Consider the following 15,619-nt stretch of genomic DNA (forward strand, 5'->3'; position numbering starts at 1 on the left):
GGCAAGCAGGGCATGGCTATTCGGTGGCCGCATAGAGCAGCCCCATCAGGGGCAGCGCAAGGCCAATGGCCGATGCCAGCACCCAGCCGCCTTGCGCGAAGGCGAAGGCTCCGACCGCGGAGCCGGCCGCGCCGGCTGCAAAGAACGTCGCCATGTAGAGGCCGTTGAGGCGGCTGCGGTGCTCGTGCCCGAGCGCGAAGATGGCGCGGAAGCCCAGCACGACGTTGCCCTGGACACCGACGTCGATGGCGACCGCGGCCGCTACCAGGCAGGCGAGATTCAGCATCGAGCCGGGCGCGCCGACATAGGTCACGAGGAAGCCGCCGGCCGCGAGCAGCATCGCGACCAGCGTCGCGATGCGGCTATGGCCGTGGTCGGCGAGGCGTCCGGCGATCGGTGCGGCGAACACGCCGGCGACGCCGGCCAGCGCGAACAGCGCAATGCCGCGCTGGGTGAAGCCGAATTCGGCGGCGAGCTGGAGCGGGGCCACCGTCCAGAACAGGGTGAAGGCGCCGAACAGGCTCGCCTGGTAGAGCGCGCGACACCGCAGCAGCGGTGTCGTCCGCACCAGATCCGGCATCGACAGCAGCAATTCACCGTAGTGCATCCGGGTCACCGGTCTGCGCTTCGGCAGCGTCATCCAGAGCCCGGCGGCGAGCACGATCATCAGCGCTGCGGAGCAGAAGAACACCGCGTGCCACGACAGGGCCGCGGTGACGAAGCTCGACACCGGACGTGCCAGCATGATGCCGAGCATCAGGCCGGTCGAGACATTGCCGACGACGCGGCCGCGGATGGCTTCGGGCGCCAGATGCGCCGCATAGGGAATGATAATCTGCACGGCGACCGAGCCGAGGCCGATGAACAGCGCGGCGAGCAGGAACGGCAGCGCATGGGTGGCGAACGCGGCGGCAAGCAGCGCCGCTGCGCCGAGCGTGATCACCGAGCAGATCAAGGCGCGGTTCTCGACGAGATCGCCGAGCGGCACGATCAGCAGCAGCCCGGTGCCGTAGCCGATCTGCGTCATGGTGACGATCAGCCCCGCCGCGGCATGCGACAGGCCGAGCGCGGCGCTGATCGGGGCGATCAGCGGCTGGGCATAGTAGATGTTGGCGGCGATCATGCCACAGGCCGCGGCGAGCACGACGGTCAGGCGCTGCGACACCGCATCCGGCCCGGGCGCTGTCTCGATCGTGGCGTTCATCGTCATTCGCATGGTCTCCAGGTCAGGCGCACGTATGGCCATCAGGTAGGGTATCGGGAATGCCCATTCCCTATTCTGACAAAGAATTCAGGCGAGCAGCTTCATCGCGGCGCCGACGAGGCGCTCCCCGTCGAGCGGCAGACGCGCCTTGCCGACGACCCGCATCCCTTGCGTGATGCACAGCATCAGCCGGGCGGTGTCGTCGGCTGCGACATGGCGGGGGATCGAGCCGTCGGCCTGCCCCGCGCGGATGAGGCCTGCGATGAAGCTCTCGTTGGTCGCAAGCTGCGCCCTGACGCGGGCCGCGACCATCGCGTCACGCGCGGACAACTCGACCGCGCTGCCGACCACGAGGCAGCCGCGCCGTCCCTCGACACCCTCGGAGTGCTCGACATAGGACAGCAGCACGTTGCGGATCTGCTCGCGGCCGTTTGCGCCTCGCGTCGCCGCGCTGCGGGTCTGCTGCTGGCGCAGCGCCGTGTAGCGCTCGAAGGCGGCGAGAAACACCGCATGCTTGTCGCGAAACGCCTTGTATACGCTTCCCGTGGCGAGCCGCATCGCCGTCGTGAGATCGCCGATCGAGGTGGCATGATAGCCGCGCTCGCGAAACACGCGAACGGCGCGGTCGAGCGCGGTGTCCATGTCGAACTCCCGGGGGCGGCCGGGACGACGGGCGAGAGGCCGGGAGCGGCGGGCGGCTTTTTGCATTGCGGCATATTAGGAAATGATCGTTCCCGAATAAAGACACGTGGTTGTGAATGGGTCGGGAAGAGGATTCGCTGGGGCTGACGCTGCGGCTGTCGCCCGTGTCCGTAGGGTGGGCAAAGGCGCGTCGCGCCGTGCCCACCAACTTTGCGATACGGGTACAGCAGCGTGGGCACGCTGCGCTTTGCCCACCCTACGAGATCGAGATTGGGCACGCAGTCCAGCTCGCAGATACGCCTTCGCAGCCTCGCGGCGCAATTCGCCCGAGCTTTGCTTCATCCTTCGCCCCTCCAAAACCAAGAGGGCGCAGGGAAGGCCGGGTGCTGACAACGCACCCGCGGTCTGCTGCGCAATAGGCACACGCAGAAGAACCGCACAGCAGCATACAGGTGGTGCCGATCACTCGGCCTTCCCTGCGCGATGGTCGGACGGCTTATGCCGCGCTCTCCTGGGAGCCGAACTTTCCCTCTGGCCTCCCTCGCCCTCACGGAATTCACCGGCCGCCGCGCCGGTTGACGCGATTGCCGCCTCCGCAAGAGCTTGACCGTAGCAACGACGGCCAGGACCACACGGTTTTGCCGTACGCACGGCTCGCCATTTCGCCCGCAGTATTCCCAACCTCGTCGACGAAGCCGGAAACTTACAGACGAGACGAACCTAGCAGCGCCGTTCGTCCGCGCGCGGCCGCGAGCTCACCGGGGACTACCCTCCCTACCCGCTACCATCGCGCCCGACGCTGCCGCGTCCACCGCAAGCCCGGCTCGCGAACATGACGACCTCACGATCGCCCCATCGAGGATGAGCCGGGATGAGCGACACATACGCCATTTCCGAATTTCGGCAAAGCAGAATATTTTCGCGACGACGGGTTGACACCGGCGCGAAACACCGAGCTTCCCGGTGTCATTCCGCGGCGCCGCAAAGCGGCGAGCCCGGAATCCATTTAACCGCCTGTCGTGCGGCTTGATGGATTCCGGGTTCGATGCTGCGCATCGCCCCGGAATGACAGGGGGAGAGTGTCACCCCTTGCGCGGCGCCGGCGTTCCATCCGCCATCGTCGTCATGCCCTTGCGCTCGACGATCATCCCATAAGCCTGCGGCTGGCGGTGGACGTCGAAATTGAAGGTGGTGCGCTTGTAGGAATTGCAGAGATCGAGATCGCAGCGGGCGAACGCGATCTCGTCGCCCTTGGTCGTGCATCGCGCGACGATCTCGCCCGAGGGCGCGACGATGCAGCTGCCGCCGATGTGATCGACGCCCTCCTCGATGCCGGCCTTGGCAACGCCGACCACGAAGGTCCCGTTCTGGTACGCACCGGACTGCATCACCAGGTGGTTGTGGAACAGCGAGAGATCGTCATGCTCCGGCGCGGGCGGATTGTGCACCGGCGTGTTGTAGCCGATCATCACCATCTCGACGCCCTGCAGGCCCATCACCCGATAGGTCTCGCTCCAGCGCCGGTCGTTGCAGATCGCCATCCCCATCACGCCGCCGAAGGCATCGACGACGCCGAAGCCATTGCCCGGCTCGAAGTACCGCTTCTCCAGATGCTGAAACTCGCGCCACGGTTCGTGCTCGGCATGACCCGGCAGATGGACCTTGCGATATTTCAGGACGATCGCGCCGCCCTTGTCGACGAGAATGGACGTGTTGTAGCGCCTGACGATGCCCGCCTCGACCACGAGCTCGGCATAGCCGAGGCAGAAGCCGATCCCGAGCTCGCGGCCGAGATCGAACAACGCCTGCGTGTCGGGGCCCGGCATCTCGCGCTCGAAAAAGCCGTCGATCTCGGCCTGATCCTCGAAGTACCAGCGTGGAAAGAACGTGGTCAACGCGAGCTCGGGATAGACGATCAAGTCGCAGCCGTTCGCGTGCGCCTGGCGCATCAGCGCCTTCAGCCGCGTCACCACCTCCGCCCTCGTCTCGCGCCTTGCAACAGGACCGAGCTGACCGGCCGCAACAGTCACGAATCTCGCCACGTGTTCTCCCTCATCACCCCAATGCGTCGAGCCTACCGAGCAGTCCAACGGACGCATAGGCCGCTCCGCCCTTCGTCGCGGACGGCCCAATCAAATTCCGTGCCGCCGGTATAATCCTGCGTCAGTCGCGCCGCCTTTCGGAACTTTCGTTGCCAAACTGCAACGGTTCCCCACGGTCTGAAGCTGGACAAAACAAACTCCCATTCCGGCCACGAACCACTCTCACAAGGCCGTGAGACTAGCAGGGGAACCACCAGGATGCGTGCACAACGCGTATGGAAAGTGAATGGAGCGGCCAGCGTCGGGCAGCTTCAGTCGAAACTGGACGATCTGAACAAGCGCCTTGGGGAGCTCGAGAGCCGGCACCCGGACAGCAGCAAGCTGGAAGAGCTGAAATCGGGTGCGCTCAGCCTGTCGCGAGAAATCGACGACATCCGCTGTGCCGAGGCTACCGCGGCCCTGAGCGAGTTGTTGCGGAAGTAGTCGGCGAGACCATTCAGCTTTGCCGGGGAACCAACGTCCCTCGCCGCCATTTCCATGCTCAGCATGGAGCAAGATCATGACCAGGCACCCCACGCGCGCCGATGCCGCACGCGGCGCCGTATCCACGCTGGTCCCGTGCGCGCCGGCAGCCATCGCCATCGCGCCCGTTCGCGTTGTGAGGGATTTCGCATGACATCCGATCCCGAGGAATCGGTGAGGCTGCAGGGCTACGGCGAGATGACGTTGCGCACCGCCGTCGAGACCTTGATGCTGCTCGCGCCGCCCGAACGATACGAGGCCGCGATCTTCCGCGTCCGCGACGGCGTGCGTCTCGCGCAAAGCGAGATCGCCGAGCTCGCCTCGAACTGGGGCATCGAACCGACGCCGAAGGTGCGATCGCCGAAACTGGTCCCGGGGCAGCACTGGCCGGACATCGTGCGCGGCATGGTGCGCGAGGCCCCGCTGCCGGCGCTGATAGTGGCGTTCCTGGTCGGGGTGGTGGTGGCGCGGCGATGACGCTCCGCGATCAAGGAGCGCAATCTTTCCTCCGCCCCTAGCAGCATACCCGACCGCCGCAGCGGCCGAGTATGCGGCCGTGGACAGTCTCAGTGATGCATCTTCTTTGCACGTGCCGGCGGCAGCAGCACCGTATCGATGACGTGAATCACACCGTTGGACGCCTCGATGTCGGGCTGGATGACGTGCGCGTCATTGACGCGGACACCGAAACGGCCGTCGACGCTGACGGGCTGACCTTGAACGGTTGCGACGTTCAGCGACTTGCCGGCGACGTCGGCCGCCTTCACGCGGCCCGGAATGACGTGGTACTTCAGCACGGCCGCGAGCTTGGCCTTGTTCTTCAACAGCGATTCGACCGTTCCGGGCGGCAGCTTGGCGAAGGCGGCATCGTTTGGCGCGAACACCGTAAACGGGCCCTTGCTCTTGAGTGTCTTCACGAGACCGGCGGCTTTCACAGCCGTCACCAGCGTCTTGAACGAGCCGGCGGAAACCGCGGTATCCACGATGTCGGCAGCGCGCGCGACGGAAGGGCCGACCAGGCCGGCGAGCATGGCCGCGCCGGCCACGAGCGAACGAATTGCGGGCGTCATCAGGTTCTCCAGATGTGATTCAATGCATGCCAACGCGGTGGATGCGCCCGAGATGGCGCACCCATCGCCCGATCAGTTTCGATCAACCCATACGAAACGAAGCGCCGTGAAGGCCGGATCACCGTCCCGTTCGAAAATCCACCGGATGGGTCGATTTCCCCGACGATGAATTCAGCTCAGGGCCTTGATGACGAAGTCCTTGAGCCGCTGCGCCGGCAACGGAAGACGGTCGCGCTCGAGGATCGCAATCTCCGTGTCCTTGAGGTCGGGCATCGGCTTTCCGTCCACGACGTGGAGATCGGGGGGTACCATGTCCTTCGGGAGTACCGTCACGCCAAGCCGGGCGCGCACCGCTGCGAGCGTTCCTGCCAACGACCCGCAGGTGTACGCGACCCGCCACGATCGCTTGGCACGGTCGAGCGCCTCGGTAGCGCGCTTGCGATAGACGCAGGGCTTGGGCGAGACGGCCAGCGGCAGCACGCCTTGCCTGAGATCGACGCCGCCCGTGACCCAGACCAACGGTTCGCGCCAGACACGGGTGCCGGGAATCTCGATCGACCGCTCGCGCTTGATCAACGCCAGATCGAAGGCGCCTTTGCGGAAGCGCTCGACGAGATTCATCGTCAGATCGCAGGTCACTTCGAGATCGACCTGGGGATAGGCATGGGCAAACCGGGCAAGCACGTCGGGAAGATGGCGCGTTGCGAAATCCTCGGGCGCACCCAGGCGAACGAGGCCCCGCATCGCGGGCTCCTGGATGCGCGCAACCATTTCGTCGTTCAGATCCAGCATGCGCCGCGCATAGTCGAAGAACGTGTCGCCTTCCGGGGTCAACGTCACTGCTTGCGGCGACCGCTCGAGCAGCTTGCCGCCGACCAATTGCTCGAGGCGGCGGATCTGCAGGGATATGGTCGACTGCTGCAAACCGAGCGCCAGTGCGGCGCGCGTGAAGTTTCCGAGCGAGACAATCGTCACGAAGGATCTGATCAAGTCGATGTCGAGGTTCAGGCGCGGCCGGGGCATCATCATTGCCATTTTTAATGATGACACTTGATACAATTAATTTCAGCAAACACCACCGAAAAGCTATGCAGCCCGTGCATTTCGTCCCAGGCAAATGGAGGTCCTTTGCTCGCGCTCGCCGTCCAGAACCTCGTCTCGCCCCCGGTGCTGTTCTTCGGCATCGGCCTCGGCGCATCCCTCGGCCGCTCGGACCTCTCCGTGCCGGAGGCCATTGCGCGCTTCCTCTCGCTCTATCTCCTGATCTCGATCGGCTTCCGGGGCGGCGCCGAGGTTGCCCACCAGGGCCTGACGCCGACGCTTGCACTGGCCCTGGTGGCGGGGGTCGTGTTGTCGGCCGGCTTGCCGTTCATCGCCTACGCCTTGCTGCGCTACGGAGCGGGCCTCGACCACATCAACGCCGCCGCGGTGGCCGCTCACTACGGATCGATATCGGCCGTGACGTTCGTTGCCGTCACCGGGGTGCTCACCCAGCTGGCGCTACCGTTTGACGGCTACATGATCGCAGTTGCAGCCGCGATGGAGACGCCTGCGATCTTCTCGGCGCTCCTCATCGCGCGCAGCGGGCAAGCAAGAACCGCGAGAGAACTATCCGGAGGATTCCTGCGCGAGATCGCACTCAACGGCTCGATCGTGGCGTTGCTCGGTGCATTTGCCGTGGGCTATCTCACCGGCGAGCGCGGCATGACCTCGCTCAAGCCCTTTCTGCTCGATGCATTCCCCGGCTTCCTGTGCGTGTTCCTGCTCGATATGGGTTTGATCGCCGGGCGCGGCCTCCGGGACGGGTGGAGATCGCTGTCTCCTGCCGTCGCAGGCTTCGCCTTGGTGATGCCGCTGATCGGCGCAGCGTTCGCGGCACTCTCCGCTTGGCTCATCGGCCTGTCGGCTGGCAGCACCGCTATCCTGATGACGTTAGGGGCATCCGCTTCCTACATCGCCGTGCCGGCTGCGATGCGGCTTGCGTTGCCCGCGGCAAATCCGGCGATCGCTCTCACGCTCTCGCTCGGACTGACCTTTCCCTTCAACCTGATTCTGGGCATCCCGCTCTACATCGCCGCCGCCCGGATGATCGCAGATTGAGGACGGCATGCGGATGTATGGCGGATGCCGAAATCCGCTCTGCGAAGGTGAAGGCCTCCCGCCAACGGCGAGCTCTTCCGGCGACCGGCTTGTCGCTAGCTGTAGAAAATGCCTCCGTCCACATTGAGGGCCTGACCGGTCACGAACGCAGAATCGTCCGACGCAAAGAACGCGACGGGACCGACGACATCCTCCGGCTGTCCAAGCCGGTGCAAGTCGGTGACCTTCTCGAAATAGGCGACGCGCTCGGGATCACGAAGATTGTTCATCCCCATCTCCGTGACGATGATGCCTGGGCATACGGCATTGACGGTGATGCCGTGGCCTCCGAACTCCATGGACGAGACGCGCGTGAAGCCGACCACGGCCGACTTCGATGCAGCGTAGTGGGACTGTCCCGGACCGCCCGTTCGGGCCGCCAGCGAAGCGATGTTGACGATCCGTCCGTATTTGCGTTCCTTCATATGCGCCACCACGGCCTGGGTCATCTGGAAGACACCGCGCGTGTTGACGGCGAAGGTCTGATCCCAGGTGTCGGTCGTCAGTTCGTCGATGGTCGCCAGCCTGAGGATTCCCGCATTGTTGACGAGGACGTCGACGTGACCGAGACCCTGGACGGCCTCGGCCACGGCCCGCCTGCAATCGCCGACCGCGCTGACGTCGCCGAGGACCGCGATGCAGCGGCGGCCGAGTTCCTTGACCTCCCCAACGGTCTCGAGAAGGACCTTCTCCTGCGCAGCGATGTCGGTCAGCGCGAGATCGTAGCCGCGCTTGGCGAGGCCGAGGGCTATCGCGCGACCAATTCCGCGGCTTGCTCCCGTGACGATCGCATGTCGGGCCATGTTGCGTTCTCCCCTGTTGTTCGGATGAATGCTTGTTGACGATTGTGAATGGATCAGGCGCGAGCAGGCTTGCGGAGGGGCAAGGTGTTCATGGCCTTCACGGTCTCCTCGAACGAGACGAGATTGGCGCCCGAACCCAGCCCCGTCGCGACGATCGCAGCCGTCGCGGTCGCAAGCCTGGCGCAGTCGAGCAGGTCCCAGTCGCGAACCAGACCGGCGATGAAGCCGCCTGTGTAGGAATCGCCACATCCCGAGGTGTCGCGGACCGCGACCTCGAACGCCGGCACGGTGAACTGGCGTCCGTCACGCGTCATCACGAACGAGCCATCGGCGCCAAGTGAGATGGCGCAGGCCCCCGCGCCCCTCTCGATGAAGAACCGCGCGCACGCGGCAGGATCGTCGGTTCCGACCATCGCATTGGTCTCATCGATGCTCGGCATGAAGAAGTCGACATAGGGCAGCAGCGGCTCGACCAGCGCCAGCGTTTCACGCCGCGCCTGGATGAGATCGAGCGTCGTGGTACAGCCGGCCGCCTTCGCCTCGCGCAGCAATGCGACGGACGGCGCTCCATCCATCGCAAGCAAGGAGCCGACCCCGCCGAGATGGAGAATTCTGCTTCGGCAGGCGGCGGTCTGCGTTTCGGGCGCGATGCGCCAGCGGGCGGACGCGCCCCTTGCGTGCATGACCGGACGCGAGCCGTCGGGCCTGATCGGCAGGATCGTGGCCGAGGTCGGACTGTCGGCCATCCGCTCCATAAGAGAGATGTCGATGCCTTCACGCTGCAGCGCGTTCAACATCCAGTCGGCCTTCTCGTCGGAGCCGACGGCGCCCACCGCGAGCGCCTTCAGACCGAGGCGCGCGCAAGGGACGACCGTTCCGCCGGCGGTGCCCGCGACCGCGAGCCGTATCTCTTCGATCAGCAAGCGGCCGCCACCGGGCGGAATCTCCGTCACCGGGACTCCCAGAATATCCAGAATATAAGTGCCGCAGACGCTGACGTCGTGAGAGTGAGCCATGGGTTCTCGCAGGATGGTGGTTTGATCGTGATCTAGCTCGAACGCTGGGGGATCTTGGGCGCGCCCTCGCTATCGCGCAGGCCGTATTGCCCCCATCGCTTCAAAATGCTGTCGATTTCCTCGTCCGGCAGCAGCGGAGGAGAACCAAGCTGAAGACAGCCGTGGTACTGCTTGGCGAGCACCTCGACCTCCACCGCGAGCCACATGGCCTTGCGCAAATTGGGGCCGACGGCGATCAACCCGTGATGTGCGAGCAGGCAGGCGCGGCGATAGCGGAGCGCGTTCAGGGCTGCCTGCGACAGCTCCGCCGTGCCGTATTGAGCGTAGGGCGCACAGGGAATGTCGTTTCCGCCGGCCGCCGCGATCATGTAGTGAATCGCGGGGATCGGGCGATTCATGATCGCAATGATCGTGCAGAAGATCGGATGGGCGTGAACCACGGCGCCAACCTCCGGCTTCGACTTCAGGATGTCGAGGTGAAAGCGCCATTCCGTCGACGGAACATTGCCGGCCGACGCGGTCCACGAGCCATCCCACTTCATCGCCACGATGTCTTCGGGCTTCATGCGGTCGTAGGGAAGACCGGACGGCGTCAGCAGGATGCCGTCATCGGTCCGAACGCTGATGTTTCCGGACGTGCCCTGGTTGATGCCTTGTGCCGCCATCTCGCGGCACGCGTCGATGACGGATTGACGGAGTTCGAGCTCTGCTTCGCGGCCGGTCATACCCTGCTCCCACCCTCGTTCATGCACCTGCTCCGAGCTGGACCTGGCGGTCGACCAACAGCCAGGTGGCTCGCGCGGTCGCCAGCACCTCCTGCTCGGCATCGAGCAACGCGCTTTCGGCAAAGAGCTTGCGACCTTCCCGCCCGGTCGGCCACGCCACCACCACGCATCGATCTCCGGGACGCGGCAAGCGATCGATCCGCGCGGCCATGCGTCCGAGCAGGGCCGTCTCGTCACCATTCAGTCCGAGGTGACGGGCGGCCACGCTGCAATAGCCGGTCGGGCAATCGAGGGCGGCCCAGACGAATTCGGGCGCGACACGACCCTCCTCGCCGGACAGATCGCCATGGGGCACCCAGGACGCCGCGAACACGACGGGCTTGCCCGGGACGGCCCCCGCCTGCAGCGGACCTGCGAAGATCCGGAGACCGTCGCCATGACCACGTGCGGGACCGCAGACGAAGCATCCCGGAAGGTCGTGGGTCTGTTCGTCGTAGGGCGTTCTGCCGACCGCCTCTTCGGCCGCCGCGTAGCTGACCCTGGGAACGTCCGTCACATCGACGCTTGTTGCACGCGCGGTCGCGAGCAGCCTGTCGCTTTCGTGTAACTCAATCCCGCCGTCGCTGCTCGTCAGCACGTCGAGCGGCCGCTCCAGCGGCGGCGGGGCGCGCAACGTCACTTCGGCGTCGCCGACGATGTGCTTTGCGAGACATCCGCATACATAACCTCCGTTGCCGGAGTTGGGCGGGCCTCGAAAGCGTCTGTCGATGACCAACGATGCCATGGCAGTTCTCGTGCGCAGCGCTCAGCGTCCCATCGCGAAGAACTCGTCGTTCGGACGCATGCTGGTGACGTTGGCAAGGCGGTTCGACATGCCGAAGAAGGCTGCGATGGCCGCAATGTCCCAGACGTCTTCCTCGGTGAATCCATGCCCCTTGAGATCGACGATGTCGGAATCTTCCACCTCATAGGCGCGTGCCGAGACCTTCATCGCGAAATCGAGCATCGCCCTCTGCCGGGGAGTGATATCGGCCTTGCGGTAATTGACGGCGACCTGGTCCGCGATCAGCGGATTCTTCGCGCGCACGCGCAGGATGGCGCCGTGCGCGACGACGCAATACTGGCATTGATTGGCGCTGCTGGTCGCGACCACGATCATCTCGCGCTCGGCCTTGGTGATCGGCCCGGGCTTGTCCATCAGAGCATCGTGATAGGCGAAGAACGCCCGGAACTCGTCAGGACGATGCGCCAGTGTCAGGAAGACGTTGGGGACGAAGCCGGATTTCTCCTGAACCGCCTCGATCCGCGAGCGGATGTCCTGCGGCAGGGTTGCGATGTCGGGGACGGGAAAGCGGCTGATGGCGGGCGCAGACATGTTCCAAGCTCCTGTTAGACTGCCGCGAGCGCGACGAGCGTTTCCTGATAGGCCTCGAACGCATCGCGCCGATCGGCGGCGTGCGGCTCGACTCGCACGAGGCAGGTATGGGCCGAGCAGCCCTGGCCGAATTGAGAGGTGCCGATATCGAGCGTGAGCACGTTCGGATTGCCCGCGACCTCGAGGCCGCTGTTGCCGGTCGGTGTAAACCAGGCACCGGTCGGAAGCACGAGCACACCTTGACGGACCCTGTCGGTGATCTCCGCCGTCGCAAGGCACTCGCCACGGCTATTCCAGATGCGGATGGTCTGGCCATCTTCGATGCCGAGAACAGCCGCGTCACCAGGATGAAGACGAGCCTGTTCGCGGCCATTGCGCTTCATGGCCCGGCTCGATGCGCCGGTTTCGAGCTGACTGTGAAGACGGCCCTCCGGCTGGTGCGAGATGAGGTGCATCTGGCCGGCGTCGGCGGCGTTGCCGAGCCATTCAGCCGGCTCGATCCAGGCGGGATGCGAGCGGCAGTCGGCATAGTCCAGCCTGGCCAGGGTCTCGCTGCCGAGCACGATCTTCCCGCTCTCGGTCTTGAGCGCGTGCGCCTCCGGCTTGCTTCGAAAGTCGGCCAAGTAGGTATGGTCTGACTCGACCGGGCAGCGGGCATAGCCGGCTTCCCAGAAGGCGTCGAAATCCGGCATCTCAAAGTCGAAGCGCTGCGAGGCATCGCTGCGGCAGGCTTCGTAGAGATGGCGGACCCAGCCCATCTCGTCCCGGCCCTCGTTGAACCGATCGGCCACCCCGAGCTTGGCTGCGATCGCGTCGAAGATCGCGAAGTCGGAGCGGGATTCGCCCAGCGGCTCGATGGCCTGCTTCATCGCCAGGATGAAGTCGGAGCGCCTGTTGCCGGCAAGATCGTTGCGCTCGATCGACGTCGTGGCCGGCAGCACGATGTCGGCGCGCTGGGCCGTCGCGGTAAACATCGGGTCCTGCACGATGATCGTCTCGGGCCTCGTCCAGGCTTCCGACAGCCGGTTGAGGTCCTGATGATGGTGGTAGGGATTGCCGCCCGCCCAATAGACCAGCCGCGTATCCGGATAGGTGCGGACCTCGCCTTCATAGCTGAACGACCCGCCGGGATTGAGCAGCATGTCGCTGATCCGCGCCACCGGAATGAAGCTGTCGATCGGCCTCGTCAGCTGCGAAATGGCGGGAGACTTGCCGAGGTTGATCGGAGCCCCGACGCCGCCGAGGGACGCGTAGCCGTAGCCGACGCCGCCGCCCGGCAATCCGATCTGGCCGACCACCGATGCAAGTCCGAGCGCCGCCCAGAACGGCTGTTCGCCGTGATGGGCGCGCTGCAGGCTCCAGCTCACCGTCAGCATGCTCCGCGTGCCGACCAGGCGGCCAGAGAGCGTCGCGATCCTGTCCGCATCGAGGCCGCAGATGTTCGCGGCCCATGCGGCGTCCTTGCGCACGCCATCAATCTTGCCTTCGAGATAGCCGAGCAGGCGATCCGCGCCGCTGGTGCAGCGCGCGAGGAAATCGGCATCGTGCCGCCCCGCCTTCACGATCTCGCCGGCAAGGCCGAGCATCAGCGCCGTGTCCGTGTTCGGCCGGATCGGCCACCATTCGGCATCGACCCAGTCGGGCAGATCATCCTTCAGCGGCGAGACGTGGATGATCTTGACCCCGCGTTCGACGATCTGCCTGAGATAGGTCTCGAGCCGATGGCTGCCGATGCCTCCGGCTTCGTTCTGCGCGGTTCGCGGCGACAGAGCGCCGAACACCACCAGCGTCTCGGTGTGCTGCGCGATGGTGTCGAGCGTATTGGCGCGGCCGCCGCATGCATCGTCGTTGCCGAGCGAATGCCGCAGGATCACGGGACCCGCAGCGATGGAATAGGTGTCGACGTGCCTGGTGAAGCCGCCAACCAGATTGAGCATGCGTTTCAGCAGCGACGAGGCATGATGCAGGCGGCCGGAATTGGTCCAGCCATAGGAGCCCGCGAAGATCGACGCACTGCCGAACGTGCCGGCCACGCGGCGCACTTCGTCCGCGACCAGCGTCGTCGCCTCGTCCCAGCTGACCGGCACGAATTTCTCGCGGCCACGTCCGCGGCGATCGCTCTTCTCGCGCTTGTCGAGCCAGCCCGAGCGAACCATCGGCCGCAGCACGCGCCGCTCGGGATTGGCCCATTCGGCGATGGAATGGATGATCGGGGACGGCGCCGGGTCGTGCTCGAACGGCTCGACGCCGACGATGCGATTATCCTCGACGAGGATCGTGTAGGCACCCCAATGGCTGCAATGCGGGACCCGCTTGATCCTGCTCATGCGTCGACCGCTCCAAGCTCGCGACGCATCTGCGCGGCGAATTCCGGATAGGTCTCGGCGAGTTCGTCGAACACGCGGCCGCGGAGCAGGTCCAGCGTCGGTCGGTCTGGGAGCTGGGTCTGCCGCGGCTCGGCGTCATGCGCAAACTGAAAGCCGGTCGCCTGCTTGATCTCGGCGAGATCGTGCCCGGGGTGAACGCTCTCGAGTTCGAATCCCGGCCGCGTCTTGTCGAAGCGAAAGAGACCCTTGCCGGTCAGGAGAGCAACGGGGCCGCCGCTGCGAAACACTCCCTCGGGACTGACGCCAGGGGCACTGATGAAGTCCACCTTCTCGACGAAGACGCGCGGCGTATGCTCCTCGCGGAACAGGATGACCCGCGGCACGACGAAGTAGAGATAGGCCGACCCGAACGAGCCGGGCCAGCGCACGCTGGAGCGCGGATAATCGCCGGTGCCGACGAGGTTCACGTTGCCGAGGCCGTCGATCTGGCCGCCACCGAGGAAGAACGCGTCGATCCGGCCTTGACCTGCACAATCGAACAGCTCGGCCGAACCGTTGGTGAAGAAATTATGCTCGACAGAACCGAGGATGGAAATGCGTGGACCGACGGTGCCGTCCGCCTCCTTCATGGCCCGCAGCAGCATCGCGCCGGCGGCGGGAATCGGAGATGAGGCGCCTACGGCCACGTGCCTGACACCGTCGAGCAGCCGCGCGATCGTGCAGATCAGCACTTCGCGGGGGAGGACATCGGCCATCACGCGGGCTCCATCTGCGCCTGCGCCATATAGGCGGAGAAGCCGTCCGCCGTTCGCGCGGCCTTCGCATAACGTGCGATCTCTGCGCTGTCGGCCGGATACTCGCCCCACAGACCGTAGGGCCATGCGCCCTTTGGAGCGCGCGCGACGGCCGTGACGTAGAGCGCCGGCAGCACGCCGGCAGCACTCATCTCGTCAGCAAGCAGGTTTTCCTCGACGATGCGCTCCACCGTGACGAAAACGGTGTGCGAGGCGTAGGCCATGGCGGCAAGCTCGCGACGCCGTCCGATCCAGACATTGCCGAAGCGATCAGCCATCGGCACATGGAAGATCGTGACGTCCGGCTTGATGGCGGGAATCAGCACGATCGGATCGCCGCCGTCCGCCAGCGGATTGTCGATCACGCGCCAATCGTCACGATGGCGGAGCAGATCCGTTCCGATCAACCCCCGGAGCGGCATGAAAGGGCTGCCCTTCTGCGCCGCAACCAGGCCGGCATGGATGGCAGGGCACGTCGCATCCTTCAATCGAACCGCGCCTTCCTTGACGGCGGCGTTGAAGCGGGGCGCTCCACCCGCTTCGCCCAGCGAGACGGCGCTGGTTTCCACCGTCCGGACCAGACCTGCGCCGATGAGCTGGTCGACCTGCAATCCGCCGGTGGGCACGCAGACGAGATCGAGATCGCCCGCGCCATGCTCGATGATGGGCCGCGTCATGGCCATGGAGACGCCGGCGTAGTCGACCGGCAGCGCCACGCGCATGCCCGGCTCGATGTGCTTCGCCATTGCGCGAGGCTCGCTCAACACCATCATCCTCCCTGCGATATGTTCTATATTATAGAACGCTATTCCACATTTATGTTAGGCGGATCGGGACGACCCTGTCAATCTGGCTTCACGGATGGAGCCTTTGTTTGCAGGGGATCGAGCCTCCGCGGGGATCACAGCGGCGCGCCATTGCACCGCGATCGGGTGTCTCGACTTGACAAGAGGGCCCGCT

16 protein-coding genes are annotated in these 15,619 nt (G+C 65.3%); 3 read left to right on the forward strand and 13 right to left on the reverse strand.

The window, feature by feature from the left end:
- Positions 1–16 precede the first annotated feature (16 nt).
- From AC3WLX_RS10070 to AC3WLX_RS10080, 3 genes are all read right to left on the reverse strand, one after another.
- Positions 17–1,210 (reverse strand): MFS transporter, encoded by a 1,194-nt coding sequence (locus AC3WLX_RS10070; protein WP_492335714.1) that lies wholly within the window; start codon positions 1,208–1,210, stop codon positions 17–19.
- Positions 1,211–1,291: 81 nt separating this feature from the next.
- Entirely contained in the window at positions 1,292–1,912 is a 621-nt protein-coding gene (locus AC3WLX_RS10075) for a TetR/AcrR family transcriptional regulator (RefSeq protein WP_492335715.1), read from the reverse strand.
- 1,016 nt (positions 1,913–2,928) lie between these two features.
- A complete protein-coding gene (locus tag AC3WLX_RS10080) occupies positions 2,929–3,888 on the reverse strand; it encodes an N-carbamoyl-D-amino-acid hydrolase (protein ID WP_291621913.1) in 960 nt (319 codons plus the stop codon).
- Between the two features lie 258 nt (positions 3,889–4,146).
- Between AC3WLX_RS10080 and AC3WLX_RS10085 the strand changes: the two genes are divergently transcribed.
- Entirely contained in the window at positions 4,147–4,371 is a 225-nt protein-coding gene (locus AC3WLX_RS10085) for a hypothetical protein (RefSeq protein WP_291621915.1), read from the forward strand.
- Between the two features lie 189 nt (positions 4,372–4,560).
- A complete protein-coding gene (locus AC3WLX_RS10090; RefSeq protein ID WP_291621916.1) occupies positions 4,561–4,887 on the forward strand; it encodes a hypothetical protein in 327 nt (108 codons plus the stop codon).
- 89 nt (positions 4,888–4,976) lie between these two features.
- Here the strand turns inward: AC3WLX_RS10090 and AC3WLX_RS10095 are convergent, their stop codons facing one another.
- Positions 4,977–5,441: a fasciclin domain-containing protein gene (locus AC3WLX_RS10095; RefSeq protein WP_366864282.1), complete on the reverse strand. Its 465-nt coding sequence runs from the start codon at positions 5,439–5,441 to the stop codon at positions 4,977–4,979.
- A 210-nt stretch (positions 5,442–5,651) separates the two neighbouring features.
- Positions 5,652–6,509 (reverse strand): LysR substrate-binding domain-containing protein, encoded by an 858-nt coding sequence (locus tag AC3WLX_RS10100; RefSeq protein ID WP_492335716.1) that lies wholly within the window; start codon positions 6,507–6,509, stop codon positions 5,652–5,654.
- 99 nt (positions 6,510–6,608) lie between these two features.
- Between AC3WLX_RS10100 and AC3WLX_RS10105 the strand changes: the two genes are divergently transcribed.
- Positions 6,609–7,580 carry a sodium-dependent bicarbonate transport family permease gene (locus AC3WLX_RS10105; protein ID WP_492335717.1) on the forward strand — a complete coding sequence of 324 codons (972 nt, stop codon included), beginning with the start codon at positions 6,609–6,611 and terminating at the stop codon, positions 7,578–7,580.
- Positions 7,581–7,675: 95 nt separating this feature from the next.
- Here AC3WLX_RS10105 and AC3WLX_RS10110 read toward each other — a convergent pair whose 3' ends face one another.
- Genes AC3WLX_RS10110 through AC3WLX_RS10145 form a run of 8 tightly spaced genes read right to left on the reverse strand, consistent with a single transcriptional unit; the run spans position 7,676 to position 15,405 of the window.
- Positions 7,676–8,422 (reverse strand): SDR family NAD(P)-dependent oxidoreductase, encoded by a 747-nt coding sequence (locus tag AC3WLX_RS10110; protein ID WP_492335718.1) that lies wholly within the window; start codon positions 8,420–8,422, stop codon positions 7,676–7,678.
- A gap of 53 nt (positions 8,423–8,475) precedes the next feature.
- Positions 8,476–9,438, reverse strand: a complete 963-nt coding sequence (locus tag AC3WLX_RS10115; RefSeq protein WP_492335719.1) for a carbohydrate kinase family protein — start codon at positions 9,436–9,438, stop codon at positions 8,476–8,478.
- Between the two features lie 32 nt (positions 9,439–9,470).
- Positions 9,471–10,163: an L-fuculose-phosphate aldolase gene (locus tag AC3WLX_RS10120; RefSeq protein ID WP_492335720.1), complete on the reverse strand. Its 693-nt coding sequence runs from the start codon at positions 10,161–10,163 to the stop codon at positions 9,471–9,473.
- A gap of 19 nt (positions 10,164–10,182) precedes the next feature.
- The gene (locus AC3WLX_RS10125; protein ID WP_492335721.1) at positions 10,183–10,947 is read right to left on the reverse strand and encodes a hypothetical protein; all 765 of its coding nucleotides are present in this window, start codon (positions 10,945–10,947) and stop codon (positions 10,183–10,185) included.
- 21 nt (positions 10,948–10,968) lie between these two features.
- Complete coding sequence (locus tag AC3WLX_RS10130) at positions 10,969–11,538, reverse strand: peroxidase-related enzyme (RefSeq protein ID WP_492335722.1); 570 nt, start codon at positions 11,536–11,538, stop codon at positions 10,969–10,971.
- Between the two features lie 14 nt (positions 11,539–11,552).
- Positions 11,553–13,865, reverse strand: coding sequence for a molybdopterin-dependent oxidoreductase (locus AC3WLX_RS10135; RefSeq protein WP_492335723.1), 2,313 nt, complete (start codon positions 13,863–13,865; stop codon positions 11,553–11,555).
- On the reverse strand, positions 13,862–14,620 hold the full coding sequence (locus AC3WLX_RS10140; protein WP_291621935.1) for a CoA transferase: 759 nt from the start codon (positions 14,618–14,620) through the stop codon (positions 13,862–13,864). The genes AC3WLX_RS10135 and AC3WLX_RS10140 overlap by 4 nt, the downstream gene beginning before the upstream one ends.
- The gene (locus tag AC3WLX_RS10145) at positions 14,620–15,405 is read right to left on the reverse strand and encodes a CoA transferase subunit A (RefSeq protein ID WP_291621937.1); all 786 of its coding nucleotides are present in this window, start codon (positions 15,403–15,405) and stop codon (positions 14,620–14,622) included. Before AC3WLX_RS10145 ends, AC3WLX_RS10140 begins: the two co-directional genes overlap by 1 nt.
- Positions 15,406–15,619: the final 214 nt, after the last annotated feature.

It is taken from the genome of Bradyrhizobium sp. FW305-F6, from assembly GCF_058782905.1.

Coding starts and splice junctions, on each gene's coding strand:
- AC3WLX_RS10070 (WP_492335714.1), bottom strand. CDS start 1,210: ATGACGATGAACGCCACGATCGAGACAGCGCCCGGGCCGGATGCGGTG.
- AC3WLX_RS10135 (WP_492335723.1), bottom strand. CDS start 13,865: ATGAGCAGGATCAAGCGGGTCCCGCATTGCAGCCATTGGGGTGCCTAC.
- AC3WLX_RS10110 (WP_492335718.1), bottom strand. CDS start 8,422: ATGGCCCGACATGCGATCGTCACGGGAGCAAGCCGCGGAATTGGTCGC.
- AC3WLX_RS10115 (WP_492335719.1), bottom strand. CDS start 9,438: ATGGCTCACTCTCACGACGTCAGCGTCTGCGGCACTTATATTCTGGAT.
- AC3WLX_RS10130 (WP_492335722.1), bottom strand. CDS start 11,538: ATGTCTGCGCCCGCCATCAGCCGCTTTCCCGTCCCCGACATCGCAACC.
- AC3WLX_RS10145 (WP_291621937.1), bottom strand. CDS start 15,405: ATGGCGAAGCACATCGAGCCGGGCATGCGCGTGGCGCTGCCGGTCGAC.
- AC3WLX_RS10140 (WP_291621935.1), bottom strand. CDS start 14,620: ATGGCCGATGTCCTCCCCCGCGAAGTGCTGATCTGCACGATCGCGCGG.
- AC3WLX_RS10125 (WP_492335721.1), bottom strand. CDS start 10,947: ATGGCATCGTTGGTCATCGACAGACGCTTTCGAGGCCCGCCCAACTCC.
- AC3WLX_RS10075 (WP_492335715.1), bottom strand. CDS start 1,912: ATGCAAAAAGCCGCCCGCCGCTCCCGGCCTCTCGCCCGTCGTCCCGGC.
- AC3WLX_RS10085 (WP_291621915.1), top strand. CDS start 4,147: ATGCGTGCACAACGCGTATGGAAAGTGAATGGAGCGGCCAGCGTCGGG.
- AC3WLX_RS10120 (WP_492335720.1), bottom strand. CDS start 10,163: ATGACCGGCCGCGAAGCAGAGCTCGAACTCCGTCAATCCGTCATCGAC.
- AC3WLX_RS10100 (WP_492335716.1), bottom strand. CDS start 6,509: ATGATGATGCCCCGGCCGCGCCTGAACCTCGACATCGACTTGATCAGA.
- AC3WLX_RS10090 (WP_291621916.1), top strand. CDS start 4,561: ATGACATCCGATCCCGAGGAATCGGTGAGGCTGCAGGGCTACGGCGAG.
- AC3WLX_RS10095 (WP_366864282.1), bottom strand. CDS start 5,441: ATGCTCGCCGGCCTGGTCGGCCCTTCCGTCGCGCGCGCTGCCGACATC.